The 25,512-nt window shown below is 61.8% G+C and carries 25 protein-coding genes; 17 read left to right on the top strand and 8 right to left on the bottom strand.

Annotated elements, in window-relative coordinates; genetic code table 11:
* The first annotated feature begins 5 nt into the window (after positions 1-5).
* A complete protein-coding gene (locus tag QRN48_RS21700) occupies positions 6-929 on the top strand; it encodes a LysR family transcriptional regulator (protein WP_285353172.1) in 924 nt (307 codons plus the stop codon).
* Positions 930-975: 46 nt separating this feature from the next.
* A complete protein-coding gene (locus tag QRN48_RS21695) occupies positions 976-1,536 on the top strand; it encodes a cysteine hydrolase family protein (protein ID WP_285353170.1) in 561 nt (186 codons plus the stop codon).
* Positions 1,537-1,561: 25 nt separating this feature from the next.
* Here the strand turns inward: QRN48_RS21695 and QRN48_RS21690 are convergent, their stop codons facing one another.
* Complete coding sequence (locus tag QRN48_RS21690) at positions 1,562-3,007, bottom strand: SulP family inorganic anion transporter (RefSeq protein ID WP_285353168.1); 1,446 nt, start codon at positions 3,005-3,007, stop codon at positions 1,562-1,564.
* A 190-nt stretch (positions 3,008-3,197) separates the two neighbouring features.
* On the opposite strand from QRN48_RS21690, the gene QRN48_RS21685 reads away from it, so the two are divergent.
* A complete protein-coding gene (locus QRN48_RS21685) occupies positions 3,198-4,406 on the top strand; it encodes an MFS transporter (protein WP_285353166.1) in 1,209 nt (402 codons plus the stop codon).
* Between the two features lie 8 nt (positions 4,407-4,414).
* Positions 4,415-5,536 (top strand): cell division protein ZapE, encoded by a 1,122-nt coding sequence (gene zapE, locus QRN48_RS21680; protein WP_285353164.1) that lies wholly within the window; start codon positions 4,415-4,417, stop codon positions 5,534-5,536.
* 103 nt (positions 5,537-5,639) lie between these two features.
* Here zapE and rarD read toward each other — a convergent pair whose 3' ends face one another.
* Positions 5,640-6,524, bottom strand: coding sequence for an EamA family transporter RarD (rarD, locus tag QRN48_RS21675; RefSeq protein ID WP_285353162.1), 885 nt, complete (start codon positions 6,522-6,524; stop codon positions 5,640-5,642).
* 281 nt (positions 6,525-6,805) lie between these two features.
* Between rarD and QRN48_RS21670 the strand changes: the two genes are divergently transcribed.
* Together QRN48_RS21670 and QRN48_RS21665 are read left to right on the top strand one after the other, a co-directional pair.
* Positions 6,806-7,447 carry an HD domain-containing protein gene (locus QRN48_RS21670; RefSeq protein ID WP_285353160.1) on the top strand — a complete coding sequence of 214 codons (642 nt, stop codon included), beginning with the start codon at positions 6,806-6,808 and terminating at the stop codon, positions 7,445-7,447.
* Between the two features lie 759 nt (positions 7,448-8,206).
* A complete protein-coding gene (locus QRN48_RS21665) occupies positions 8,207-9,358 on the top strand; it encodes an MFS transporter (protein ID WP_285353158.1) in 1,152 nt (383 codons plus the stop codon).
* Between the two features lie 123 nt (positions 9,359-9,481).
* On the opposite strand, the gene QRN48_RS21660 is transcribed toward QRN48_RS21665, so the two are convergent.
* Both QRN48_RS21660 and QRN48_RS21655 read right to left on the bottom strand, forming a co-directional pair.
* Positions 9,482-9,919: a carboxymuconolactone decarboxylase family protein gene (locus tag QRN48_RS21660; protein WP_037009129.1), complete on the bottom strand. Its 438-nt coding sequence runs from the start codon at positions 9,917-9,919 to the stop codon at positions 9,482-9,484.
* A gap of 121 nt (positions 9,920-10,040) precedes the next feature.
* Entirely contained in the window at positions 10,041-10,526 is a 486-nt protein-coding gene (locus tag QRN48_RS21655; RefSeq protein ID WP_285353154.1) for a multidrug/biocide efflux PACE transporter, read from the bottom strand.
* 118 nt (positions 10,527-10,644) lie between these two features.
* On the opposite strand from QRN48_RS21655, the gene QRN48_RS21650 reads away from it, so the two are divergent.
* Positions 10,645-11,532: a LysR family transcriptional regulator gene (locus QRN48_RS21650; RefSeq protein ID WP_285353152.1), complete on the top strand. Its 888-nt coding sequence runs from the start codon at positions 10,645-10,647 to the stop codon at positions 11,530-11,532.
* 192 nt (positions 11,533-11,724) lie between these two features.
* On the opposite strand, the gene QRN48_RS21645 is transcribed toward QRN48_RS21650, so the two are convergent.
* Together QRN48_RS21645 and QRN48_RS21640 are read right to left on the bottom strand one after the other, a co-directional pair.
* Positions 11,725-12,681 (bottom strand): LysR family transcriptional regulator, encoded by a 957-nt coding sequence (locus QRN48_RS21645; RefSeq protein ID WP_037009130.1) that lies wholly within the window; start codon positions 12,679-12,681, stop codon positions 11,725-11,727.
* Positions 12,635-12,901, bottom strand: coding sequence for a hypothetical protein (locus QRN48_RS21640; protein WP_285353149.1), 267 nt, complete (start codon positions 12,899-12,901; stop codon positions 12,635-12,637). The genes QRN48_RS21645 and QRN48_RS21640 overlap by 47 nt, the downstream gene beginning before the upstream one ends.
* Before the next feature lie 84 nt (positions 12,902-12,985).
* On the opposite strand from QRN48_RS21640, the gene QRN48_RS21635 reads away from it, so the two are divergent.
* The 5 genes from QRN48_RS21635 to QRN48_RS21615 all read left to right on the top strand — a co-directional run bounded on the left by QRN48_RS21635 (position 12,986) and on the right by QRN48_RS21615 (position 18,602).
* Complete coding sequence (locus QRN48_RS21635; RefSeq protein ID WP_191945118.1) at positions 12,986-13,714, top strand: DUF969 domain-containing protein; 729 nt, start codon at positions 12,986-12,988, stop codon at positions 13,712-13,714.
* Entirely contained in the window at positions 13,711-14,661 is a 951-nt protein-coding gene (locus tag QRN48_RS21630) for a DUF979 domain-containing protein (protein WP_191945119.1), read from the top strand. The genes QRN48_RS21635 and QRN48_RS21630 overlap by 4 nt, the downstream gene beginning before the upstream one ends.
* Before the next feature lie 538 nt (positions 14,662-15,199).
* Positions 15,200-16,120 (top strand): ribokinase, encoded by a 921-nt coding sequence (gene rbsK, locus QRN48_RS21625; RefSeq protein WP_191945120.1) that lies wholly within the window; start codon positions 15,200-15,202, stop codon positions 16,118-16,120.
* 68 nt (positions 16,121-16,188) lie between these two features.
* Complete coding sequence (fucP, locus tag QRN48_RS21620; protein ID WP_285353145.1) at positions 16,189-17,520, top strand: L-fucose:H+ symporter permease; 1,332 nt, start codon at positions 16,189-16,191, stop codon at positions 17,518-17,520.
* Complete coding sequence (locus tag QRN48_RS21615) at positions 17,517-18,602, top strand: aldose 1-epimerase family protein (protein ID WP_244653712.1); 1,086 nt, start codon at positions 17,517-17,519, stop codon at positions 18,600-18,602. Before fucP ends, QRN48_RS21615 begins: the two co-directional genes overlap by 4 nt.
* A gap of 254 nt (positions 18,603-18,856) precedes the next feature.
* On the opposite strand, the gene deoR is transcribed toward QRN48_RS21615, so the two are convergent.
* Positions 18,857-19,627: a DNA-binding transcriptional repressor DeoR gene (gene deoR, locus QRN48_RS21610; protein ID WP_037009138.1), complete on the bottom strand. Its 771-nt coding sequence runs from the start codon at positions 19,625-19,627 to the stop codon at positions 18,857-18,859.
* 130 nt (positions 19,628-19,757) lie between these two features.
* On the opposite strand from deoR, the gene deoC reads away from it, so the two are divergent.
* From deoC to QRN48_RS21590, 4 genes are all read left to right on the top strand, one after another.
* Positions 19,758-20,438: a deoxyribose-phosphate aldolase gene (gene deoC, locus QRN48_RS21605; RefSeq protein WP_191945122.1), complete on the top strand. Its 681-nt coding sequence runs from the start codon at positions 19,758-19,760 to the stop codon at positions 20,436-20,438.
* A 188-nt stretch (positions 20,439-20,626) separates the two neighbouring features.
* Positions 20,627-21,580, top strand: a complete 954-nt coding sequence (locus tag QRN48_RS21600) for an alpha/beta hydrolase (RefSeq protein WP_285353142.1) — start codon at positions 20,627-20,629, stop codon at positions 21,578-21,580.
* Between the two features lie 27 nt (positions 21,581-21,607).
* Entirely contained in the window at positions 21,608-22,453 is an 846-nt protein-coding gene (locus QRN48_RS21595) for an AraC family transcriptional regulator (protein WP_285353140.1), read from the top strand.
* A 763-nt stretch (positions 22,454-23,216) separates the two neighbouring features.
* Positions 23,217-23,597, top strand: a complete 381-nt coding sequence (locus tag QRN48_RS21590; RefSeq protein WP_285353138.1) for a cupin domain-containing protein — start codon at positions 23,217-23,219, stop codon at positions 23,595-23,597.
* Position 23,598: 1 nt separating this feature from the next.
* Here QRN48_RS21590 and QRN48_RS21585 read toward each other — a convergent pair whose 3' ends face one another.
* Positions 23,599-24,507 carry a LysR family transcriptional regulator gene (locus tag QRN48_RS21585; protein WP_285353136.1) on the bottom strand — a complete coding sequence of 303 codons (909 nt, stop codon included), beginning with the start codon at positions 24,505-24,507 and terminating at the stop codon, positions 23,599-23,601.
* A gap of 128 nt (positions 24,508-24,635) precedes the next feature.
* On the opposite strand from QRN48_RS21585, the gene QRN48_RS21580 reads away from it, so the two are divergent.
* Positions 24,636-25,475, top strand: a complete 840-nt coding sequence (locus tag QRN48_RS21580) for an HTD2 family dehydratase (RefSeq protein ID WP_285353134.1) — start codon at positions 24,636-24,638, stop codon at positions 25,473-25,475.
* The last annotated feature ends 37 nt before the right edge of the window (positions 25,476-25,512 follow it).

Genomic DNA, 25,512 nt, shown 5'->3' with positions numbered 1-25,512 from the left:
GTGCGATGGATAACTTCAGCAGCATTGAGTGCTTCGTGCGCAGCGCCGAGGTCGGCAGCTTTGCCGAGGCGGCGCGGCGCTTGAGCCTGACCCCCGCCGCAGTGGGCAAAAGTGTCGCGAAGCTGGAGGCAAAGCTTGGCGTACGATTGTTTCAGCGCAGCACCCGCAAATTGGCTCTGACCGAGGCGGGCGCGCGCTTCCTCAACGAGGTCAGCGCCAGCCTGAACACCATCCAGAACGCCATCGCCAACCTGGCCAGCGCCGAAGGCTCTCCCGCCGGCACCCTGAAAGTCAGCGTCGGCACCCTGTTTGGTTGCCTGTATGTGGTGCCTCTGCTGGCCGAATTCCTCCGCCGTTATCCGGCCATCATCCCTGACTGGCATTTCGATAACCGTCAGGTGGACTTGATCGGGCAGGGCTTCGACGCGGCCATCGGCGGTGGCTTCGAACTCCCGCAAGGCGTGGTCGCCCGCAAGCTGGCGCCTGCTCACCGTGTGCTGGTGGCATCGCCGGAATGGCTACAGGCCAACACAGATATCGAGCACCCGGATGATTTGCACGATTGCGATGGAATTCTGATCCGTTCGCCGCAGACCGGGCGGATTCGTTCCTGGCCCTTGAGTCATCGCAGCCACACACAGAGCCCGTTGCGCATGAAAGTGCGCATGACCCTCAGCGATTCCGAGGCAGCGTGTCGGGCTGCCGGGCAGGGGCTGGGCGTTGCGTTGGTGAGCATGCCGTTTGCGCTGCCGTATTTGCGCAGCGGCGCTCTTCAGCGAGTGCTGCCCGAGTGGTATGTCGAGGACGGCAACATCTCCATCTATTACAGTGGGCACGCCCTGTTGCCGGGCAAGACCCGCGCCTTCGTCGACTTCATCATCGAGCAGTTCGCCGAGCAAAACTGGGCGCAGCATTTCAGCGCTGTGTAACCCGACAGCCCCCGTTGGGCATCCTGATAAGGCAAAAGGAATAACGATGCATATCCACCCCAAGGCCGCGCTGGTCCTTATCGACATGCAGCAGGGCATCAATCACCCCAAGCTGGGACGGCGCAACAATCCGGACGCCGAGCGACAGATGCTTGCGTTGTTGAGCGCCTGGCGTGACAGCGCGCGGACGGTCATCCACGTCCGGCATTTCTCCCGCTCTCCGGACTCGGTGTTCTGGCCGCAGCAATCGGGCGTCGAGTTTCAACCGGCGTTTGCGCCGTGGGACGGTGAGGGCGAGCTGCACAAACAGGTGCCCGATGCGTTCTGCCATTCGGCGCTGGAGGGTTGGTTGCGTGCGGACGGAATCAATCAGGTGGTGATTGTTGGCGTCGTCACCAACAACTCGGTGGAGTCGACCGCGCGCACCGGCGGCAATCTGGGCTTTGAGGTCATCGTGCCTCACGATGCCTGCTACACCTTCGACGGCGCGGACTTTTTCGGCAAGCCGCGCAGCGCCGAGGACATCCATGCCATGTCGCTGGCGAACCTGCACGGCGAATATGCGCAGGTGGTGGCAACCGAGGACCTGTTGAGCGCCCTCCGTTAAAAGCCTGTCGCCAGCAACCAGTCGCTTAGGCGTGCTGGACGCCTGCACGTTTGAGCAGCTTCTTGCAGCGTTCCGACAGATGCACCACGCGCAGATGCTTGCCGGCTTTCTGATAGCGCTCGCGCAGGGTTTTCAGCGCAGCGATTGCCGAATAGTCGACGAAGATCAGGTGGCGGCAGTCCAGGGTGACGTGCTGCGGGTCGTTCAGGTGATCGAACTGATCGAGAAACGGCGTCGTTGAAGCGAAGAACAGCGTGCCATGCAGGTGGTACATCTTGCTGCCATCGGGCTCGACGTGGCTGTCCGCATAAAGCTCGCGGGCCTGCTGCCAGGCGAAGTTGAGGGCGGCGATGAGGATGCCGAACAGAACAGCAGTCGCCAGGTCGGTGAGCACGGTGACGATGGTCACCGCGATGATCGCGAAGACGTCGTTCAACGGGACTTTGCGCAGCACCCGCAGCGACGCCCAGGCGAAGGTCTGCTGCGCCACCACGAACATCACGCCGACCAGCGCCGCCAGCGGAATGCGCTCGATCAGGGGCGACAGGAACAACACGAACATCAAGATCATCACACCGGCGACGATCCCCGACAGACGACCACGGCCACCAGAGCTGAGGTTGATCACGGTCTGCCCGATCATGGCGCAGCCGCCCATGCCGCCGCACAGGCCCGAGGCGATGTTGGCCACGCCCAAGGCCACGCATTCGCGGTCGGGGTAGCCACGGCTCTCGGTGATTTCGTCGGTGAGGTTCAGCGTCAGCAGGGTTTCCAGCAGACCGACCAGTGCCATCAGAATGGCGTAGGGCGCAATGACCCGCAGGGTGTCGAGGTTCCACGGCACGTCCGGCAGTGAGAGGCCGGGCAAGCCACCCGCGATGTGCGCCATGTCACCGAGGGTGCGCGTCGGCAGGTCGAAGAGGTAAACCAGCAGCCCAACGCCGAGAATCGCAACCAGCGCTGGCGGCACTGAACGGGTCAGACGCGGCAGCAGATACACCACCGCCATGGTCATGACCACCAGGCCGATCATCAGATAGAGCGGCGTGCCGCTGAGCCAGGATTCTCCGCTTTTGAAATGCTCCAGTTGCGCCATGGCGATGACGATGGCCAGGCCGTTGACGAAACCGAGCATGACCGGGTAGGGCACCATCCGCACCAGTTTGCCCAGGCGCAGCAAGCCGAAGGCGATCATCACCAGCCCGCCCAGTAGAATTGTCGCCAGCAGGTATTGCACGCCGTGTTGCACCACCAGCGCCACGATGACCACGGCCATCGAACCTGCCGCCCCCGAGACCATGCCGGGACGCCCACCGAACAGGGCGGTCAGCGTGCAAATGATGAAGGCGCCGTACAGGCCCATCAGCGGATTGAGGTGCGCCACCAGGGCAAAAGCGATGCACTCGGGCACCAGGGCGAAAGAGGTGGTAAGGCCGGCGAGAACGTCGGCACGAAGACGGGCGGGTTTCATGAAATACCTGACGTGCAATGCGCAAAAGGGGGCGATGTTACGGAATGTGAACGCGCACGGCCAGCCGCTTGAGCGTCGACATGGCACCGCGATGGATCGTGCAGGTGTCCAGTCAACCCCGATTGTGTAACCATGTTTGACCCGAAAATACGGCCGACTTGCCCGGCCTGTCATAAAGGATTGGACACGGATGCTCGCTGCGCTCAAGCACTACCCAGCTTCAGTCAATCTCCTGCTTTCGTCGTCGCTTTTTCTGACGCTGGGAAGGGCCATTACGCTGCCCTATCTGGTGATTTACCTGTCCTCCAACTTTGTCCTGAGCATGAGCGACATCGGGATGATCGTCGGTGGTGCGCTGATCGTCGGTTCGTTACTCAGCCTGTATGGCGGTTATCTCACCGACAAACTGTCCAGTTATCGCCTGATTCTGAGTTTCACCGGGTTCTTTGTGGCCGGCTTTATCGGCATGTGCGTGACCAGCAAACTCTGGCTGTTCTTTCTGTTTCTGGTGTCGTTCAATTTCGCGTACGCGGTGGTTGATATCGTGGTCAAGGCCGCCTTCGGCAAGCTGCTGCCGGTGAGCGAGCAAAGCAAGGTGTTCTCGGTGCGCTACACGCTGATCAATATTGGCTATGCGGTCGGGCCCTTCATTGGCGCCGGCCTGGCGCACTGGAACATGAAGCTGCCGTTCGTCATGTCCGCGCTGCTGGGACTCGGTTTCTTCCTTGTCTACGCGCTTTACGGTGACCGCAAGCTGAGTTCGGCGGACCCGGCCAATGCGCCGATTTCCTTCATCGCGGTGGGGCGCATTCTGCTCAAGGATCATCGCCTGGTCTGCTTTACCATCGGCGGTGTGCTCAGCGCCGTGGTGTTCGGTCAGTTCACGGCCTACCTGTCGCAATACCTCGTCACCACCCGCACGCCGGAATTCACTTATCAAGTGATCAGCTCAGTCGTCGCCGTCAATGCTGCCGTGGTGATTTGCCTGCAATACGTGGTCGGCAAGCGCATCAGCCATCAGTACCTCAACCAATGGCTGACCGCAGGGTTCAGCCTGTTCCTGATGGGCGTGGTGGGGTTTGCGATGTCGACCACGGTGCTGCACTGGTCGCTGGCTGTCGCGGTGTTCACCCTTGGCGAAATCATCGTGTTTCCGGCCGAATACATGTTCATCGACCGGATTGCGCCGACGCATTTGCGCGGTATGTATTACGGGGCGCAGAACCTGTCCAACCTCGGCGGCGCTCTGGGCCCGGTGCTGTGCGGGTTTGCCCTGGCGAGCCAGTCGGCACATTTCATGTTTTACATGCTGGCGGCGTTCATCATCGCTGGCGGCTGTTTTTATCTGTTGGGCGCTTCGTATTCCAGACGCCATGATCAAAACTCCTCTGTGCAGTGAAGCGTTAAATGACTGTTCTTTCTCCTCTTGATGCGTGGCAACACGCCGTCGACACGCAGGGTTTTCAGCCGGACGAGGCGCAGCGCAATGCGGCGCTGCACCTTCAAGCCTGCTGGCAGGCGTTGCACGACGGCAAGCGGGGCGGCGCCGTCAAAGGCGTGTACCTGTGGGGCCCGGTCGGGCGCGGCAAGACCTGGCTGATGGACCGTTTTTACGAGAGCGTGCAAGTGCCTGCTCGTCGCCAGCATTTCCATCACTTCATGCGCTGGGTGCATCAGCGTCTGTTCCAGCTCACTGGCGTGGCCAAACCGCTGCAGATCCTGGCCCGGGAGCTGGCGCAGGACGTGCGCGTGCTGTGCTTCGACGAGTTGTTCGTCAATGACATCGGCGATGCGGTGATTCTCGGCGGGCTGCTGCGTGCGATGTTTGAGGAGGGCGTGGTGCTGGTCTGCACCTCCAACCAATTGCCCGAACAGCTTTATGCCACCGGTCATAACCGCGAGCGTTTCGTGCCCGCGATCACAGCGATCAGCCACTTCATGGACGTCGTCTCGGTGGACGGCGGCGAAGACCATCGGCTGCATCCCGGTCAGGCGCATCAGCGTTACTGGGTCAAATCCGAGGCGGGCCCAAGCGCGCTGGTCGAGGTGTTCGAGACGTTGAGCAGCGGTGAATCCGTGTCAATTCAACCCGTGCCACTGGGGCGGCGGCATGTGCCAGTGGTGCGCAGCAGTCGCACGGTGGTCTGGTGCCGCTATGCCGAGCTGTGCGAGCAACCGCTGGCGGCGATGGATTTTATCGAGCTGTGTGACCGCTACAAGGCTGTGCTGTTGAGTGACGTTCCGGCGCTGAGCGCTCCCCAGCGCGAGGGGCGCATTGCCCGAGGCACCGAGGATGGTGTCGAACAGGTGACCGCGGGTGACCGTGAACTGCCGCAGCTTTCGCCTTATGACGACGGCGTGCGGCGTTTCATCGCGCTGGTCGACGAATGCTATGACCGCAAGGTGCCGCTGTACATCGAGGCGGCATTGCCGATGACCGAGCTGTATACCGAGGGCTATCTGGCGTTCGCCTTCCGGCGTACGTTGAGCCGGTTGCAGGAGATGCAACTGGCACGCTTCGGACGCTGACAGAAGATGCGGAGTCAACCGACGATCCCGTGGGAGCGAGCTCGCTCGCGAAGGCTGACATTCGGCAGACGCGCAGTGGTACTGGGCACTTGTCGATAGCCACTCACACGCTGTTGCGGCGTCGCTGCACCAGCACGTGCTTTGCGCCTTCGCCGACCAGCACCATCACCGCCAGCCAGATCGGCAGGTAGGTGAGCCATTCATCACGGCTGATGGATTCACCCAGCAGCAGGGCGACGCCGACCAGCAGCACCGGCTCGACGTAGCTCAGCAAACCGAACACGCTGAAGGCCAACAGGCGGCTGGCGCGAATGTAGCTGACCAGTGCAGACGCGCTGATCGCCCCCAGCACGGGAATCAGCACATAGAAGCGTGGGAATTGTTCGACCACCGACGGATTGCCCTGGCAGATGAACAGCACCGCCACGGGCAGGATCAGCAACATGTCCCACCACAAGCCACCAAGGTTATCGGTCTTGAGTTTGCGCCGCAGTATGAAATACAGCGGATAACCCAGGCACACAAGCAGGGTTTCCCAGGAAAAGCTGCCCAGCCGCAGCAGCTCATTGCCGACGCCGACCAGCGCACAACACGCAGCAATCTTCTGCAAGCGTGACAAATGCTCGCCATACACCAGGCGGCCGGTGAGGATCATGGTCAGCGGCAGCAGAAAATAGCCGAGCGAGACCTCCAGGCTGCGACCGTGCAGCGGCGCCCACATGAACAGCCACAACTGCGCGCCCATCAGCGCCGCCGACAACGCCATCGCGGCCAGCAGCGCGGGGGTCTGGCGCACTCGCACGGCCAGCGCGCGGGCGAGTTTCCAGTCTCCGCTGGAGAGCATGAACAGCGTCACGCAGGGCAGGGTCAGCAGCATGCGCCAACCGAAGATTTCTTCACCGCTCAATGGCTTCAGCAGTGAGGTGTAGTAGTACATGACCGCGAACAGGCAGGAGGCCATGACCGATAACGCAACACCCTTGTACACAGGGGCTCCTTGTTTTTCGATGAATCAGAATCAGGCGCAGGATTGCTTATGACGGTGGCTCTGGCGGCACACCTGAAGGACACGCAGTCGCAAAAAACGAGCAGAGTTTATCCGAGCGGCAGGGGGAGGTCCGCAGCAATCTGGTAAACCCCAGATGGGCTGGCAGTAAACGATGCACGTTTGGCAGAGAACGAGACCGCGTGCCGATTGAGCCGATCTGCACGCACGCCCAGACTTCTTCTCAACGCGCCATACCGGCGCGGCTGCTGGAGAAACCCCCCATGACCCAATCGATCGCCGGTATCACCCTTCCTGACAGCGCGCTGGCGCGCGCGACCACCGAATACATTCGCGATCAGGAGGGCGACCTGCTGTTCAACCATTCACGGCGGGTGTTTCTGTGGGGCGCGCTGACGGGTGAGCGCAAGGGCCTCAAGTACGACGCCGAGCAGCTTTATGTCGGTGCGATGTTTCATGACCTTGGTCTGGTGGAGCAGCATCGCAGTGCGGACCTGCGTTTCGAGGTGGATTCGGCCAACGCCGCGCGGGCGTTCATGCAGCCGTTCGGGTTGTCCGAGGGGGATATGGAGCAGGTCTGGTTGTCCATCGCGTTGCACACGACGCCGGGTGTCCCCGAGCACTTGCGGCCGAACGTTGCGCTGGTAACGGCGGGCGTCGAGATGGACGTGCTGGGCATCAACTACGCGCAGTTCAGCGAGGCGCAGCGTGAGGTCGTGACCCATGCGCACCCGCGCGGCGAGGACTTCAAGGAGTGCATTTTGTGCGCATTTGCCGATGGCTTTCGGCATAAGCCTGATACGACGTTTGGTACGGTGAACGCGGATGTGTTGGTGGATGAAGATCCTGAGTTCAAGCCGATGAATTTCGTGCAGATCATTCGGCAGTCGGCTTGGAGGGCGTGACCAGATCAAAGTCCTTGAGATCAAGGGCTTCGGCCTAACGGCCTCGGGTTTCGCCTTCGGCGAGTTACTTTTAAAAAGCCGGGAGCCGGACCAACTAAAAGTAACCAAAAGTGCCTGCTCCTGGTTTGGCCCCTCCTTCGTCGGGGTTCCTTCACTCCGGTCTCGCTCCGTGGGCCCGCCGCCATCCGCCATCCATGGCGGGGGGCGGCTCTCGCGGCATCCATGCCGCTCGGCCCACTCCACAAGACCTGCGTTCAGCCTGCACCCAAGTCGCGATTGGCGGTGACTGGGATTTTTGCGTACGGAGATCAAAAGCGCTCTTAAAGCAGATCAACCGCTTCCCGGCTGAAGCCAGTCCCACTAAAGCATCGTGTCCATTGAGTGGGGGCGGTGGTGGGGCTTAATTGAAGGAACGCGCCATGACTTGGTGGGACCGGCTTTAGCCGGGAAGGCGTCGAGCGACGCGCCGCAGAATGATGGGTGTACGCACAGGCCTCTTCCCGTCTGAAGCCGGTCCCACTGAAGCATCGTGTGCATCGATCATTCCCCACGCCCCGCGTGGTCATGCATCCTTCGGCGCTCGGCGTCGGTGTCTCGCAGACCGGTTGAGGCGTTCTTGAGGCCGGTCCCTTCAACATCCCTTCTTCGGCATTGTTTCAAGCTTTGTTAGGCTGGTCCCTATTTCGAGGGGGACTCATTTGTTTACATCGCTTCACCGTAAATGAATCTGTCCCCGTCCAGGCATTCAAGGGAGCGGCAATGACTTCCATCGGCACCGCAGCGCCTGTTGTACCGGGACGGCTGGAGCAGTTTTCCACACGTATCGCTTTTTTTGTTACCGGGTTCAGCATGTCCGCATGGGCTCCGCTGGTGCCCTATGCAAAAAGCCGGCTTGGGCTGGATGACGCGGGCCTCGGCCTGTTGCTGCTGTGCCTGGGCATCGGCTCGATTGTTTCGATGCCGTTGGCCGGCGCCATGACCGTGCGCTATAGCTGTCGGCGCCTGATTCTGCTGACGGGCATCATCGCCTGCCTGTGTCTGCCTCTGCTGGCGACACTGACCTCCGTGCCGTTGATGGTGCTCACACTCTTCGTTTATGGCGGGAGCATGGGCGCGCTGGGTTGCATCACCAACATCCAGGCCATCATCGTCGAACGGGCGAGCGGCAAGACCATGATGTCCGGTTTTCATGGTCTCTTCAGTTGTGGCGGGATTGTGGGCGCGGCAGGTGTTTCGGCTCTGCTCAGCGTCGGTGTTTTCCCCTGGCTGGCGATGGGCGTAGTGGCGTTTTTCATTGCGATTGCGCTGTACAAGGCGGCGCCGCATTTGCTGCCCTATGGCGGCGAAGCGGGAGGTCCGGCGTTTGCGATTCCCCGTGGCGTGGTGCTGTTCCTCGGCCTGATGTGCTTCACGGTGTTCCTCACCGAAGGCGCGATGCTCGACTGGAGCGCCGTGTTCCTCAGCGCGCAGCGCGGGGTCGAGCCGTCCTACGCAGGGTTCGGTTACGCGGTGTTCGCGCTGGCCATGGCGATCGGACGCCTGTGCGGCGATCCTATCGTCAGGCGTTTGGGGGTGCACAAAATCATCCTGTTCGGAGGCTTGTGCGCGGCGGCCGGCATGACCGTCGCCACGTTGATTCCGGTATGGCAGGCCGCGCTGTGCGGTTACGCGCTGGTGGGCATCGGCTGTTCCAATATCGTGCCGGTGTTCTACAGCGCGGTCGGGCGGCAGAAAACCATGCCGGAGAACGTCGCGGTGCCGGCGATCACCACCTTGGGGTACGCCGGCATTTTGATGGGGCCTGCCGGCATTGGTTTCGTCGCCCACCTGAGCAGCCTCGGTGCGGCGTTCATGGTGATCGCCGTCATGCTGCTGGGTGTGGCAATCAGTGGCCGGTTCTTGCGGGTGTGATGCCTGGCACCGGATCGATGCATCTTTTAAAGGTGCGTCCGTCAATGGGGGCGCGGCGACAGCGACGCCTGTGGGCGAGCAGGCTCATACAGCGCCGTCCTGTCGCCCGGACCGCGCTGAGTATCAGCCTGGCATCATCGCAAAGCCCACACCGAAGCGGTTCCAGGCATTGATGGTCGCCGCGGCCAATGTGATGTTGACCACTTCGGCCTCGCTGTAATGCTCCAGCAGCGCTTCGTATTGATGCTGCGGCGCGCGATGCACGGGCAGCAGGGTCAGGCTTTCAACCCAGGCGAGCACGACTTTTTCCTTCTCGGTGAAGAACTCGGTCTCTTCCCAGACGCTGAGCGTCTGCAGCCTGGCCTCGGTCTCACCGGCCTTGCGCGCATCATTGGCGTGCATGTTGACGCAATAGGCGCAGCCGTTCAGCTGCGAAGCCCGCAGGCGAATCAGCTCCAGCAATGAGTGGTCCAGCCCGGATTTACTCAGCACGACTTCGAGGCCAGCCATGGCTTTGTAGACTTCCGGAGATTTCTGCGCCCAGGCAATTCGTGTGTTCATGGCAAAGGGTCTCTTCGTAGGGGTCGGCGACTGTCGCTTCACGTGGCGAGACTTTACGCTTGGGCCGCGATGCGCCGAATAGCCAATAAAGAGGGTTTCCGGGAGTCCAATTACGCCGCGGTCAATCAACCATACAGGGGCGAGAGCGGGCGAGCAGACGCTCGCGAAGACGGTCGTAGGCGAGGTTGAACAGCATCGTGTACGGCAGAAACAGCAGCAGCAGGCCAATATCCAGCACAAAGGCTTCGAGCAGGCTGATCGACAGCCACCAGGCCACCATCGGCACCACCATAAACACCAGACCCACTTCAAAGCTGATGGCGTGCAAGGCTCGAGCTTTCAGGCTCATGGCGAAGCCAACGCGGGCCCGCAGCCGATCGAACAGCGCATTGAAAACCATGTTCCAGAGCATCGCCACTGTGGAAATCATCACCGTCATCGCGCCCATCTTGCCGATCGATTGCCCCAGCACCCAGGCCAGCCCGGGGGCGAACATCAATACGCCAATCAGCTCGAACAGCAGCGCATGCAGCGCGCGCTCCTTGAGGGACTTGGGCGCAACGACCGGTTTGGCGACCGGCTTCGATGACAGCGTGTGCAGGGGCATGTGGGCAATCGCTTTACGAGGGCAGGCGTGCATTGTCAGGTAGCCATGGGCTAGAGTGAAGATCGGTCCCATCGGAAAAACCGATGGCGACGCTATGTGCTGGCCAGAGGTGTCCACTGTGAGCTATTCCCCCGAAGCCCTTGAAGCGTTCGCCCAGACCATCGCGCTGGGTTCGTTCAGCGCCGCCGCACGGCGTCTGGGCAAAAGCCAGTCGACCATCAGCGAGGCCATTTCACGGCTGGAAATTGATCTCGGCGTCGAACTGTTTGATCGATCAACCCGCCATCCGGCGCTGACCGAAGCGGGCAGGGCGCTGGAAGGGCGCATCGAGGATGTGCTCGCCGCCTCCGATACGCTGCGTCGCGCGGCGGGCCGTCTGGTTGAAGGGATGGAACCGCGTCTGACACTGGTGCTGTCCGACGCCAATCAGTTCGCCGAATTCCAGGCCCGCATGACCGAGCTCGATCAACGCTTTCCGGAGCTGGAACTGGAGTGCGTGTTTGCCGAGCACGGCGACGCGATCAACTTGATCCAGACGGGGCGCGCGTCCCTGGGCTTGCTGTCCGCCCAGGCTTCATACCCGCCGGAAGTGGGCTACGCGACCATTGTCGAGCGCGCCGACTTTGGCATCTTCGTTTCCCACAGCCACCCGTTGGCCGCCGAAACGGCTGTTGATTACCGCCATCTGGCGCAGCATCGGGCGTTGTGCCTGAACACCATCGTCGATGAAAGCGTGCCCACCGACGACCTGCCCAGTGGGGCGCGACGCAGCTGGTCAGCGCCCAATTACTTGCTGTTGATGGACATGGCGATCTTTGGATTCGGCTGGTCGGCGCTGCCGCGCTGGCTGGTCAGCACCTGCGGTCAGGGTCGGTTGAAGGAACTCAAGGTGCCGGGCTGGCCGCGCAGCTCGGCGGTCGACGTGATCTGGTCCCGGCAAAAGAGCCTCGGCCCCGCAGGGACATGGCTGCTGGACACGCTGCTGGAAGGGCGCGGCGGGTATTAATCCAGTCGGTCTAAACGCATTGTTTTTGCCCGTCGGCCCGGCAGATAGCGCGCTCATAGGTCTGCATCCCTTTGTAGGAGCGCGCTTGCGCGCGATGCGTCAGACCAGACCGCACAAGTGTGTCAGGCCTATACTTTTCGCGGGCAAGGTGGAGCGCCACCCCGTTCGTTCCCACAGGATCTGCGTCTGCCATCAGTGCGGTAACGCGGGCGAATCCAATCCCTCCAGCCCAACCCCTGGCAGCACAAACCCCTCTGGCATCTCCTCGGCGAAGGCGTTCACCACCTCGCGGGTCAGGCCGACGATGTCTTCCACCAGTTCCATGCCGGCGCCGGTCCGCCAGCTGGCGACGATGTCCATCACGGGCGGCAGCGGCACGTTTTCGATCAGGGTCAACACGCCTTGGGCCAACTCCCCGTGCACCAGCGTGACCGGCAGCGCGCCGATGCCGAAACCGTCGCGCACCAGCCGGGTGATGGCCGATGCCGAGTTCACGCAGTTGATGCGCGGCGTGACGATGTGGGCGCTGTGCAACATGTTGAGGATGTCCTGGTGGGGCCGCGAGTTGCGCGAGAAAGTGACGATGCGCGCCTCGGCGATTTCTTCAAGGGTGACGTCGGGCCGGTCGAATGCCGATCCGGCCGGCACCACCCAGCGCAGGGGGTAGCGCGCCAGCACCGCATTGCGCGCGCTGTCGAAGCGCAGCACATCGGTCTGAAAGATGATGTCCTGATAACCCTTCTCCAGCTGCGAGCAAAGATTACTGGCGGTCTCGGCGGTCAGCTCGATTTCCAGATTCGGGTAACACTTCATCAGGCGTGTTACCAATGGGCTGAGCCAGGTGTGTATGACCGTATCCATGGCGCCGATGCGGATGCGGCCGCGCACCTGGTTCGGGTCTTTGATGGCCGCTTTCATGCTTTGCAGGGTGTCCATGATGTGTTCGGCATATTCCAGCACGCGCAGGCCTTCAGTGGTCAGCGACACGCCTCTGGAATCTCGAACGAACAGCCGCACGCCCATTTCATCTTCCAGCGCGGCGATACGGCTGGAAATGGACGCCTGGGTGCTGAACAGTTTTTCCGCCGTGAGGCGAAAGCTTTTAAGCCGCGCGACCCAGACGAAGGTTTCCAGAAACTTGAGGTTCACCAAAGAACTCCTTGAACAATGGAGGCCCGGAGACGTGCAGCACGCTCGTGGAATCGATGCGCGAGGCTGTCACCGCCGGAATAATCTGCAGACGCGGCAGCAGGTTGCATGCCACCCGGGCAACAGAAAATTTTATCGGGCATAGCGGTTTTTTCCCGTTGGACGTCGCGGCGCTGACTGCGGTGCCATGGGCCGGCGGCGCGATGACTACGCTGAGCATGGGCGCTGCCGTCGGCTCGTTTCGCCAATCCGTTTCTCATTTGTGCCCCAGCAAGGTATCGCAACCGCCACCGAGAATCCCATCATGCAAACCGCAATCAACCTCTGGCCGCTGCTCGGCGTGCTGGTCATCGTTCTGGGCTTCGTCCTGCGCTTCAATCCCATGCTGGTCGTGGCGCTTGCCGCGCTCGCCACAGGTCTTGCAGCCAGCATGCCGCTGGACACCCTGCTGGCCACCATCGGCAACGGCTTCATCAAGACCCGCACACTGCCGCTGATCATCCTGCTGCCGCTGGCAGTGATCGGCCTGCTTGAGCGGCACGGCCTGCGTCTGCATGCACAAAACTGGATCGCCCGATTCACCGGTGCCACGGCAGGGCGCTTGCTGATCGCTTACCTGTTCGTGCGAGAAACCACCGCGGCGCTGGGGCTTACCAGCCTGGGCGGGCATCCGCAAATGGTGCGCCCACTGCTCGCGCCGATGGCCGAGGGTGCCGCGGAGTCGCGCTTCGGCAAGTTGCCCGAGGCCTTGCGCATCAAGCTGCTGTCGCTGTGCGCGGCGACGGATAACGTCGGGCTGTTCTTCGGTGAGGATATCTTCGTGGCGTTTGGCGCGATTGCCCTGATGCACACCTTTCTGCTGGGCTCGGGCATTGACGTCGACCCCATGCACATCGCTTTCTGGGGCATCCCGACGGCCATTTGCGCGTTCGTCATCCACGCCATCCGCCTGCACCGTTTCGATCAGCGCCTTGACCGCGAACTGCAGGCGCTGCCGCCAGGCTCCGCTGCGCACAAGGAGCTCGCGCCATGATCATTTCCATTCAATACCTTTACTGGCTGGCGGGCGTGATTCTGGCGATCACCGCGTTCATGACCGTCACCGATCGCAGCAATCCCAAGCGCTGGACGACAGGGCTGTTCTGGGGCTTGTTCGCCATCGCGTTCCTGGTGGGCGAGCGCCTGCCGCCGGTGTGGGTGGGCGTCGGTGTGATCGTCATGGCGGTCATTGCCGGGTTCGGCGGCGTGGGTTTCGGCCAGCATGAGAACCTCAATGACCGGGCACGGCGCGAGAGTGCAGGGCGGTTGAAGAACAAACTGTTCATTCCGGCCCTGGCGATTCCCCTGGTCACCGTGGTCGGTGCGGTGCTGCTGAAGAACGTCAAGTTCGGCGATGTCTATTTACTGGACCCGGCCAACAGCACGTTCGTGTCGCTGGGCATTGGCAGTCTGGCGGCGTTGGGGCTGGCGTGCTGGCTGACGCGGGACACGCCGGTGCAGGCCATGCGCGAGTCGCGGCGTCTCACCGAAGCATTGGGCTGGGCGCTGGTCCTGCCGCAGATGCTGGCGATGCTCGGGCTGGTGTTCAACGATGCTGGCGTTGGCAAGGCGGTGGCGCACTTGGCAACGGCGTACATCAACCTTGATTTCCGGCTCGTCGCGGTGATGGTGTATGTGCTGGGCATGGCGCTGTTCACCATTGTCATGGGCAATGGCTTTGCGGCGTTCCCGGTAATGACGGGCGGCATCGGCGTGCCGGTGCTGGTGGGCATGTACGGCGCCAATCCGGCGGTCATGGCCGCGATTGGCATGTTTTCGGGCTACTGCGGCACCCTGATGACGCCGATGGCCGCGAACTACAACCTGATCCCGGCCGCGTTGCTGGAGCTGCCGGACAAATACGCGGTGATCAAAGCGCAGATACCGACGGCGCTGGCGATGTTGGTGACTAACATCTTGCTGCTGTATTTCCTGATGTAATTGGAGTTATCAGCTACCTTTCCCGATGAAATGACAGCGCTTGCCCGGACGCCTTCCCGGACAAGCGCGCTCCTGCGGCCTTCGCTCAGGATCAAAAGCCATCTCCATCCGCGTCTGGCCTTCGCTCAGGGTCGAGTGTCATCGCGGTCCTGTAGGAGCGCGCTTGCCCGCGATCTGGCGCGAAGCGGCAGCAAACCACGCAATCGATCCCTCCCTGCTTTTCCTGCCTCTTGCGCTGCCCAGCCTCGTCTCCAGACCAACTGTTCTGCCTCCCTGCACCCCAACCACCGACATTAAATCCCCTCATCGCAAACGTTTGCGCTAAACCGTGGTCTGTACGACCGGTGGTTGCAAAGCCTCTGTCTCAAGGCTTCCAACGACCCTCGGCGTGCGCTTTTCGCCGCTGGCGCACAAGCGCCTGTGAGCACCTGAAGAAATAGGTTGAATAGTCACACAAAATGTTATTTAAATAACAAAAATAAAACCGCGACGGCGGCTCATCTTCCGGGCCCAGCGGGTGCACAAGGTAATCACACACATGAACAAGATCGCGGTCATCGGCAGCAACATGGTGGATTTGATCACCTACATCGACCGGATGCCGGCGCAGGGCGAGACCCTCGAAGCACCCAATTTCGCCATGGGCTGCGGGGGCAAAGGTGCCAACCAGGCTGTAGCGGCTGCCAAGCTTGGGGCGGACGTGCTGATGCTGAGCAAGGTTGGCGACGACATGTTTGCCGACAACACCCTGGTCAACTTCACCCGCTACGGGATCGATGCCCAGTTCGTGCAGCGCGTGCCCGGGGTTTCCAGTGGCGTGGCGCCGATCTTCGTGCAGAGCGACTCGCACAACAGCATCCTCATCGTCAAAGGCGCCAATGCGCACCTGAAGCCGGCAGACATTGATGCGGCACAGGCGGCACTGCGCGATTGCGCGCTGATCGTGCTGCAGCTGGAAATCGAGCTTGAGACGGTTTACTACGCCATCGAATTCGCCAAGGCCAACGGCATTCCAGTGCTGCTCAACCCTGCGCCGGCCGTCAAAGGCTTGAGCCGTGAGCACCTGTCGCAGCTGGACTTTTTCATCCCCAACGAAACCGAGCTGGCGTTGATCACCGGGCAGACCGTCGATTCCCTTGAATCGGCACGCGCCGCAGCCTTGCAACTGGTACAGGACGGTATCCGCCACGTCATCGTGACCCTGGGTGAGAAGGGCGCGCTGTACGTGGGCGAAGAAGGCGAATTTCGCGTTGAGGGCATCAAGGTCGACGCCCGCGACACCACCGGCGCAGGCGATGCGTTCATTGGCTGCTTCGCCCGCCACTGGAGCGAAGACGGCGACATGCGCAACGCCATGACACGTGCGGTGGCCTATTCCGCCTGTTCGGTCACAGGCCTCGGCACCCAGAGTTCCTACCCGGACGCTGCCGCGTTCGCCCACTTTCTAGACACCCTTTGAGCCGCCGCGCCCTGCCGATCGCCTGATCGGTGGGGCGGGGTATTCCCTGCACTTCCCGGAGAACAACAATGACAACGCCCGCGCTCCAACAATCACCGGACGGGTTCTACCTGAACCGCACGCCGTGGTTCGCCTTCCTGCTGCTGTGCTGCTGCTTCGCGTTGTGGGCGGCGGCGGCGAGCATGAACGACGTGCTCATCGCGCACTTTAAAAAGGCCTTCCTGCTCAGCGACGTGCAGACGTCCTTTGTGCAGTCGGCGTTCTACCTCGGTTACTTCTTCGTGGCGATTCCGGCGGCCATGGTCGTCAGGCGTTTCAGCTACAAGACCACCATCCTCATCGGCCTGGTGCTGTACATGGCGGGTTGCTCGCTGTTCTTCCCGGCGGCGTCGATGGCCAAATACGGCATGTTCCTGATGGCGCTGTTCGTCATCGCGGCCGGCCTGGCGTTCCTTGAGACCGCATGCAACACCTACTCGACGCTGATGGGCCCGCGTGAAACCGGCACCCGTCGCCTGAATATCTCGCAGACCTTCCACCCGTTCGGCGCGATGACCGGCGTGTACGTGGGCAGCTTCGTGATGTTCAAGGACACCGATGCGACCACCGAGCAACTGACGCAGATGAGTGCTTCGGAGGCCGCCATCCAGCAACTGCAGATGATCCAGTCAACGCTGCTGCCGTACAAATGGATGATCGCGGTGCTGATCCTGATGTTCGTGCTGATCGCCTTCACCAAGTTTCCGGCCTGCAAAGGCAACGTCCAGACCCAGGTCAAATCCAGCAGCATCGGCCAGAGCCTGTCGCGTTTGTGGCGTAACCCGCGCTTCACCTTCGGTGTGCTGGCGCAGTTCCTGTACGTGGGCGCGCAAGTCGGCGTGTGGAGTTTCACCATTCGCCTGGCCATGCAAATGGGCGGGATGAACGAGCGCAGTGCGTCGTGGTTCCTGCTGACCACTTTCGCGGCTTACTTTGTCGGCAAGATGGTTGCCAACCTGCTGATGCGCAAAATGGCCCCGGCCAAGGTGCTGGCGATCTACGGCGTACTGACCATCGTGCTGCTGGCGTACACCATTCTGGTGCCGAACATCAGCGCGGTGTATGCGGCCGTTGGCGTGAGCATTTTCCTGGGCCCTTGCTGGCCGACCATCTACGGCCTGACCATTGACGGTCTGGGCGAAGACACCGGCGTCGGCGGCTCGCTGCTGGTGATGAGCATCGTTGGTGGCGGCGTAATGCCGATCTTCCAGGGGCTGCTGTCCGATGCCACCCACGGCAACATGCAGATTGCCTACACCGTACCGTTGCTGTGCTTCGTGGTAATCGTGGCCTACGCGATCAAATGCATGCGCGACCCGCTGAGCGCCAAGGCACCGGTTGGTGCGGTGACGGCATCATGATGGCGACGGACAAGCGCACCACCATTTCGTTGCACCCTGAACTCTTCGGCACAGATGAGAAAACACTGCTGGCGTCTGCCGACTTTCGTGTGCTGGCCTGGACCTACCCCAGCGGTGTGAAGGCCCTGGCGCTGGAGAACAATCGGGGCCGGGTCGTGGTGTTGCCTTATCAGGGTCAAATGGTCTGGTCGGCGGTGTTTGACGGCTGCGACCTGACCATGCGCAACATGTTCGAACAGCCGCGCCCCAGCCCGACGGTGATTGGCACTTACGGCTGCTTCATGTTTCACAGCGGTCTGCTGCGCAACGGCTGCCCGACGCCGAATGACGACCACCCGCTGCACGGCGAAATGCCCTGTGCGCCCATGGACCGGGCGTGGCTGGAAGTCGGTGAGGATGCCGCCGGACCGTTCCTGCGCCTCGGCGGCGAATACGAGTACGTGATGGGCTTCGGTGACCACTATCGCGCGATGCCCAGTGTGACCTTGCGCGCAGGTTCGGCGCTGTTCGACATCGGCATGGACGTGCGCAACCTGGCCGGCAAGCCGATGGAGCTGATGTACATGGCGCACATGAACTACGCCTACGTAGACGGCGCTCGTTTCGTCGAACCGCTGGGCGTGGAGCGTACGCGGGTGCGCAGCAGCGTTCCCGCCCACGTAAAGCCGACGCCGGCGTGGTCGGCGTACATGGCCGAATTGACGGAAGATCCTGCGCGGCTTGAAAGCCTTGATACGCCCGAGCTGTACGACCCGGAGATTGTCTGCTTCTTCGACGGCGCCCGGGCGGACCCGCAAGGCAACGCGCATTTTCTGCTCAAGCATCCCGACGGCCCGGCGTTTTACACGCGCTACCAGCCAGCACAGTTCGATCACGCCGCCCGATGGGTATTGCACAACGCTGATCAGCAAGTGGCCGCCTTCGTGCTGCCTGCGACCTGCGAGCCGGAGGGTTATCTGGCGGAAAAGGCCAAGGGCAATGTGCGCGAATTGGGCGCAGGGCAGAGCGCCTCGTTCAGCGTGACCACGGGGTATCTGGCCGCTGAAGAAGTGCAGCAGCTGGAAGGGGATTTGAAACGCTGAGGGATCAGTCAACGTCGGGCGTCGAGGCTGTACGCAGTCACTGTACGCGCTGCGGCAGCCCCGGCCGTCGGGGCTGTACGCAGTCACTGTAGGAGCTGCTGGAGGTTACGACAGTGGCGAACGCGTTGGCCCAGTTGCGCACCCGCTGGCAGGCAGACCGCATTCGCCAGCACGGTGGAGCCCCCCGGCGGCTCCTGCGGATCAGGAATGTGTCGCACACCGCACACCGGGCAGCGCCACTGACTGGGCGTTGCTCACACCACCCAACGCGCCCCATACCCCTCGATCAAATCCCGATAGGCTTTGGGCAGCTTCTTGTCGCTCACCACCACGTGAAAATCCTGCAGCGTGGCGAAGTGCGCGGTACGCACGGCATCGAACTTGGAATGGTCGGCCAGCAGCATGCAATGCCGGGCCTGGCGCAGGACCTTTTGCTTCACCTCCACTTCGTTGAAGTTGAAGCAGGTCACGCCGAGTTCATCGCTGACACCCGCAGCCGAGACAAACGCCCAAGTCAGGCGAATGCCATCAAGAATCGTGGCTTCGCTGTGGTGCTCGAACACCTGATTCTTGCGATGAAAGGTGCCGCCGCACAGCACGATGGAACAATTGGGTTTCTGCTGCAGCTTGAGCAGCACGTTGAGCGAGTTGCACACAGCAGTGAACTCCAGCTCATCCGGTATGAAGTCAATGACAAAAGGAATGGTCGTCCCACAGTCAAAAAATACCGTGTCGCCTGGCTGAATGAACGCGGCGGCCAGTTTGCCGACGCGCCGCTTTTCTTCCACGTGACGCATGCCTTGCTCGGTGACCTTGTAGTCACTGGCCTCGGCCGGATCGAACGCCAGGGTGATGTGCCCGCCCAACAAATGAAATTTGTCGGGGTGCCGGGTCAAGTCGCGGCGCAGGGTCATCTCCGAAACATCCAGCAGGGCGGCCATTTCCTTCAGATGAATGGCCTTCTGGTCTTGCAGGGCTTGCTGGATCAATTTGATGCGGTCGGATTTTTTACTGTCCACGGGCATTCCGATTGTCGAATGGATATGGTAAAAAAATAACATTCATTGTTATATTTACAACATAAAATGATGCGCTCAGGCATGAAGCTTAAAGCGTGTCGCCGGTTACCGCTTCACTATCAGGAAACGATTTGCCATGAAGATTGAACCCGCAGCACTCGCGCAGTACATCGACCACACGTTGCTGGCCGCCGACGCCAGCCGCGAGCAGATCGCAACGCTGTGCCGCGAGGCCCAGGAGCACGGATTCTATTCGGTGTGCGTGAATTCCGGCCAGGTGCCTTATGCCGCGTCGTTGCTGCAGGGTCAGGCCGTCAAGGTCTGCGCCGTGGTGGGCTTTCCACTCGGCGCCGGGCTGAGCGACACCAAAGCGTTCGAGGCCAGGCAGGCGATCGCTACCGGTGCTGGCGAGATCGACATGGTCTTGAACATCGGCTGGTTGAAAGACGGTCTGTTCGACGAAGTGCGTGATGACATTGCGGCGGTCAAAGACGCGTGCGGTGCCGTGCCTTTGAAAGTGATCTTCGAAACCTGCCTGCTGGACGATGCACAGAAAACCCGCGCGGCCGAAATCTGTCGCGAGCTCAATGTCGCGTTCGTCAAAACGTCCACGGGTTTCAGCCGCAGCGGCGCGACCCTGGAAGACGTAGCGTTGATGCGCAAAGTGGTCGGGCAGGGCGTCGGTGTGAAAGCCTCCGGCGGCGTGCGTGATTACGCGACGGCTGTGGCGATGATCGAAGCGGGCGCCACGCGGCTGGGCACCAGCTCCGGGATCGCCATCGTTACCGGCGCAACGGCGTCGGGCTCCGGTTACTGATTGCCCCCGGTCGGAGAGCGCTGCACCCATTGCTTGCAGCGCTCCCGATCCGTCCGGACTGTTGAGGGAAGGCTTTGCGACGGAAAGCCTTGCGACGAAAGGCCTTTCAGCGGAAAGAAGAGGACCCACCCCGCCAATGAATGGCAAACTGCCGGTGCATTCATTTCTGCACCGGACACTCATCCCCCATGCAAACATTCTCCCTGGCGAGGCTCAAGGCTCGCTGGTTCTTCTGGCTGTGCCTGCTGGTGATCGTCGTCGGTCTGCCGGTCGGGTGCGCGGCGTTGCAACACAAGGAGCGTGAGCTGGTTTTCATGATCGAGCCCGGTACCGCGAGCTGGTACCACGGTCTGCCGTCCGATGTGCAAGAGCTTGAGCTCAAGGCGCCTTCCTTCGGCATCACCCAGAACATCCATGCGTGGTGGTGGCCGTCGGACAAAAAAGACGCCCCGGCGATTCTGTATCTGCACGGCTCGCGCTGGAACCTGACGGGCCAGCTGTTTCGTATTGAGCAATTGCGCGCGCTGGGTTTCTCCATCCTCGCCATCGACTACCGCGGCTTCGGCCAGAGCAAGGGCCAGTTGCCTTCTGAGGCGTCGGTGTATGAAGACGCGCGCATCGCCTGGGAGCGCCTTGTGCAGCTGCAGCCCGATCCGCAAAAACGGCTGATCTACGGGCATTCGCTGGGTGGCGCTGTGGCGGTCGATCTTGCTGCCGAGTTGGGCCGCGATGCGCAGAAAAGCGACGAGCCGATCCAGGCGCGCGGCTTGATCATCGAATCAACGTTCACCAACTTGGCCGACGTGGCGTCCTCGGTCGCCAGTAAACGCACCTCGTTGCCGGTACGCTGGCTCGTTTCGCAGAAATTCGACTCCATCGACAAAATCGCCGACGTGCACATGCCTGTGCTGATCGTCCACGGCACGGCGGACCAGTTCGTCGCGCCGCAATTCAGCGAGGCGCTGTTCGAGGCCGCGCAAGAACCCAAACGTTTGTTGATGGTGCCCGGCGGCAATCACAACAACAGCATGAGCCTCGGACGTCAGGCCTATACCCAGGCCATCCAGAACCTGCTCAGCGCGAAGCCGCCCGCGGCGCATGCCTCCGCCGCCGAGCCCGCACCGCTCAAACAGGCCGGCTAGTCTCTTCACGATGGCGGAGCGCTACCGATGGCCACTCACTCTCATGACGATGCACATCTGACCCACTCACCGCATGACTGGGTACTGCGTGCGGCGCCGCTGCCGCAGGTGGAAAGGATCGAGGCGTATTTTCACGGGCACGGGTTCGACATGCACCGGCACGACACCTACGCCATCGGTCATACCTTGTCGGGTGTGCAGAGCTTTCGATACGGAAAAGAAAGGGTGAATAACCTGCCGGGCCGCACGCTTGTGCTTCACCCGGATGAGGCGCATGACGGGCGTGCCGGCACCGAGGACGGCTTCCGCTACCGGATGTTCTATCTGGAGCCGGCCATGATCCAGCAGGTGCTGGGCGGCACGCCACTGCCGTTCATCAAGGGCGCAGCGTCAAATCATCCCGGTTTGTTCAGGGCGACCCAGGCGTTGTTGGCCGACCTCGACGCAGCGCTGGATCCGCTTGAGCTGGACGACGCCCTCTACGACATTGCTGTCGCGCTGCAGGCCGCCGCCGGCGTACGCAAGGGGCGGCAGACGGTCAATTACGCCGGCGCGCAGCGTGCGCGTGAATTGCTGCGGGCCAGTCTTGAGCAGGGTGTCAGCCTGGCTGAGCTGGAGCACGCCAGCGATACCGATCGCTGGCGCCTGTCGCGGGATTTTCGCGCGCTGTTCGGGACCACGCCTTATCGCTACCTGACCCTGCGCCGGCTGGACCAGGTTCGCCATTCGATAGCGCTGGGCGTCTCGCTCACCGACGCGTCAGCCATGGCAGGCTTCGCCGACCAGAGCCACATGACTCGCCATTTTGTGAAAACCTTCGGCTACCCGCCGGGACGCTGGTTGAAGATGTTGAAGGTCCAGCGAGCCGTCTGAATGGCGTCACACGAGGAATTTGGCGCCGGTCGCAAACCTGCGGGAATGCGCTTACTGGCGAAGGCGGTGTGTCAGTTGCCGGGTATCTCTCCAAGCGACCGGGTTCGCCAGCGAGCCGGCTCCTGCAGAGTGAATGGCGTCAAACGAGGAATTTGGCGCCGGTCGCAAAACCTGTGGGAATGCGCTTACTGGCGAAGGCGGTGTGTCAGTTGCCCGCTATGTCTCCGAGCTACCGGGTTCGCCAGCAAGCCGGCTCCTACAGAGTGAACGGCGCCAAACGAGGAATTTGGCGCCGGTCGCAAACCTGTAGGAGCGCGCTTGCCCGCGAAGGCGGTGTGTCAGTTGCCGGGTATATCGCCGAGCGACCGGGTTCGCCAGCAAGCCGGCTCCTACAGAGTGAACGGCGCCAAACGAGGAATTTGGCGTCGGTCGCAAAACCTGCGGGAACGCGCTTGCTGGCGAAGGCGGTGTGTCAGTTGCCGGGTATGTCGCCGAGCGACTGGGTTCGCCAGCAAGCCGGCTCCTGCAGAGTGAACGGCGTCAAACGAGGAATTTGGCGTCGGTCGCAAAACCTGCGCGAATGCGCTTACTGGCGAAGGCGGTGTGTCAGTTGCCGGGTATGTCGCCGAGCGACTGGGTTCGCCAGCAAGCCGGCTCCTACAGAATGAACTGGCCGCGACTTCAACCATGCAATAACGTTCAAGACCTCACCCACCTCTACGTTCAAGATTGGCTCCACATCAACCCCTTCGGAGCCGCTCACGTGTCCACGTCCAAAACCCGCCACACACCCATCAACTTTGCCCAGAAATACAGCCTGTTCACCGAGCAATGGCAACCAAAGGTCATCGCGCAGATGAACGACTACCAATTCAAGCTGGCGCGGCTGGAGGGGGATTTTCTCTGGCACCGCCATGACGACACCGATGAAACGTTCATCGTGCTCGAAGGGTGCCTGCGCATTGATTTTCGCGACGGCTTTGTCGAGCTCAATGCAGGCGAGCTGTATGTGGTGCCCAAGGGGGTGGAGCACAAGCCCTCCGCCGAGCAGGAAGTGAAGCTCATGCTGATCGAGCCCGTAGGTGTGATCAATACCGGCAACGACACCAACGCGCGCACCGCTCAGAACGACGTCTGGATCTGATTCACGTCGCCGGCTGCTCGGCCTCGGGCTTGGGCAGCAGCACTGCAATCAGCGCCCTGACCACCCCGGGCAGGGCGTCCAGTTCACGCACCAGAATGCTGCGTTCACGCACCGCCCATGGCTCGTCGAGCTCAATGGTCGCCAGCTCCATGGTGCGGCTGTGGCGCAAGGCGGCCGACTCCGGGATCACCCCGATCCCCACGCCTGCTTCCACCATCCGGCAGATGGCTTCAAAACTCGATACCTGGATCCGCAGTGACAACTGCTGGCCCATGCGCTCGACGTGATCGCGCAGAAAGCTCAGCAATGTGCTGCCTTCGTGCAGGCCGATGTGCTGAAACGCCAGAGTTTGTTTGAACGTGACCTTTTTCTCCCCTGCAAGCTCATGGCCCACCGGCACCGCCAGCACCAGCCGGTCGGTGCTGAAGTGGATCACCTGCAAGCCCGCCGCTTCAACCGGGCCGGCGATGATGCCCATGTCGCTGCTGCCGTCAAGCACGCCGCGCACGATGTCCCGCGACAGACGCTCTTGCAGGTCGACCGTGACACCGGGCCGCTGCGCAAGAAAGCCGGCCAATACCTCAGGCAAAAACTCGGTCACGGCCGTGGTGTTGGCGAAGATACGGATGTGTCCGGCCGAGTCGGTGCCGTAGTGGGTGAACTCGCTCTTGAGGTAATCCACCTGGCTCATGATCAGCCGCGCGTGTTTGAGCAGGCGCTGGCCGGCCGGGGTCAGTTCAACCCCGCGGCTGTCGCGGTACAGCAGGCGAGTGCCGAGCTGGCCTTCCAGCGCCTTGATCCGTGCGCTCGCCGCTGCAGGAGAGAGGAAAGCCCGGCGCGCGCCCTGGGTCAGGCTGGGTGATTCTCCGATGTGGATGAAGAGGCGCAGGTCAGCAAGGTCGAAGTGCATGGACGTGTCCGGGCTGTGCAGAAGGCGTTCAGCATACCCGAACGCCGCTATTCGCAAATGCAAATTCACAGAATGCCGGCGCACTTTCATGATCAGCCCACAACAACAAAGCCGGAGGGTTACTTCCAATGAGTGCTGCAGATACGCCCATGGATTTCACTGCCTGGATTGGGCGCACCGAAGAAGCCCAAGATCATCTGAGCGTCAACCTGATCAAGCGCATCGCCGCCACTTTTGGCGAGCCGACCCCGGCCATTGGGGATCCTCTGCCGCCGCTGTGGCAGTGGTGTTTCTTTCAGGAACCGGTGTTTGAATCGCAGCTCGGCGGTGACGGCCATCCGGCCCGCGGCGGCTTTCTGCCCCCTGCGGACAATCGCAACCGCATGTGGGCCGGTGGCCGGGTTGAGTTCCTCCGGTCGCTCAAAGTGGGCGCTGATGCGCATCGTCTGTCGACCATCCTGCACATTGAAGAAAAGCACGGCCGTACCGGCTCGCTGCTGTTCGTGACGGTGCGTCACGACTATTCGCAGCAGGGCGAACTGTGCGTCCGCGAAGAGCAGGACATCGTTTACCGCGAGCCGAACCCGCCCAAGCTTAATAGTGGCGACGCGCCGGAGCAGGGCGACTGGAACGAGGTCATCGAGCCGACTCCGACGCTGCTGTTCCGCTATTCGGCAGTGACCTTCAACGGTCATCGCATTCATTACGACTATCCCTACGTCACCGACACCGAAGGCTACTCAGGCCTGGTCGTGCACGGGCCGATGATCGCCACGTTCAATCTTCGGGCGTTCATCCGCGCCAACCCCGACAGGCACGTGCGGCATTTCGGCTATCGCGGCGTGCGACCGCTCAACGTGCCGGCGGCCTTCCGCGTAGGTGGGCGCGTCGTCGAGCCTGGCAAAGCGCAGTTGTGGGCGGGCAACGATGCCGGCGTGGCCCAGAGCGCTGAAGTCCTCTTTGACTGATTGCTTCTTTTACTGAGCTAGCGTGGCGGTCATCCCC

Source organism: Pseudomonas sp. ME-P-057, from assembly GCF_030208975.1.
In the GTDB taxonomy this organism is placed as follows: domain Bacteria; phylum Pseudomonadota; class Gammaproteobacteria; order Pseudomonadales; family Pseudomonadaceae; genus Aquipseudomonas; species Aquipseudomonas lutea.
This window is presented reverse-complemented; position numbering and strand designations above follow the sequence as displayed.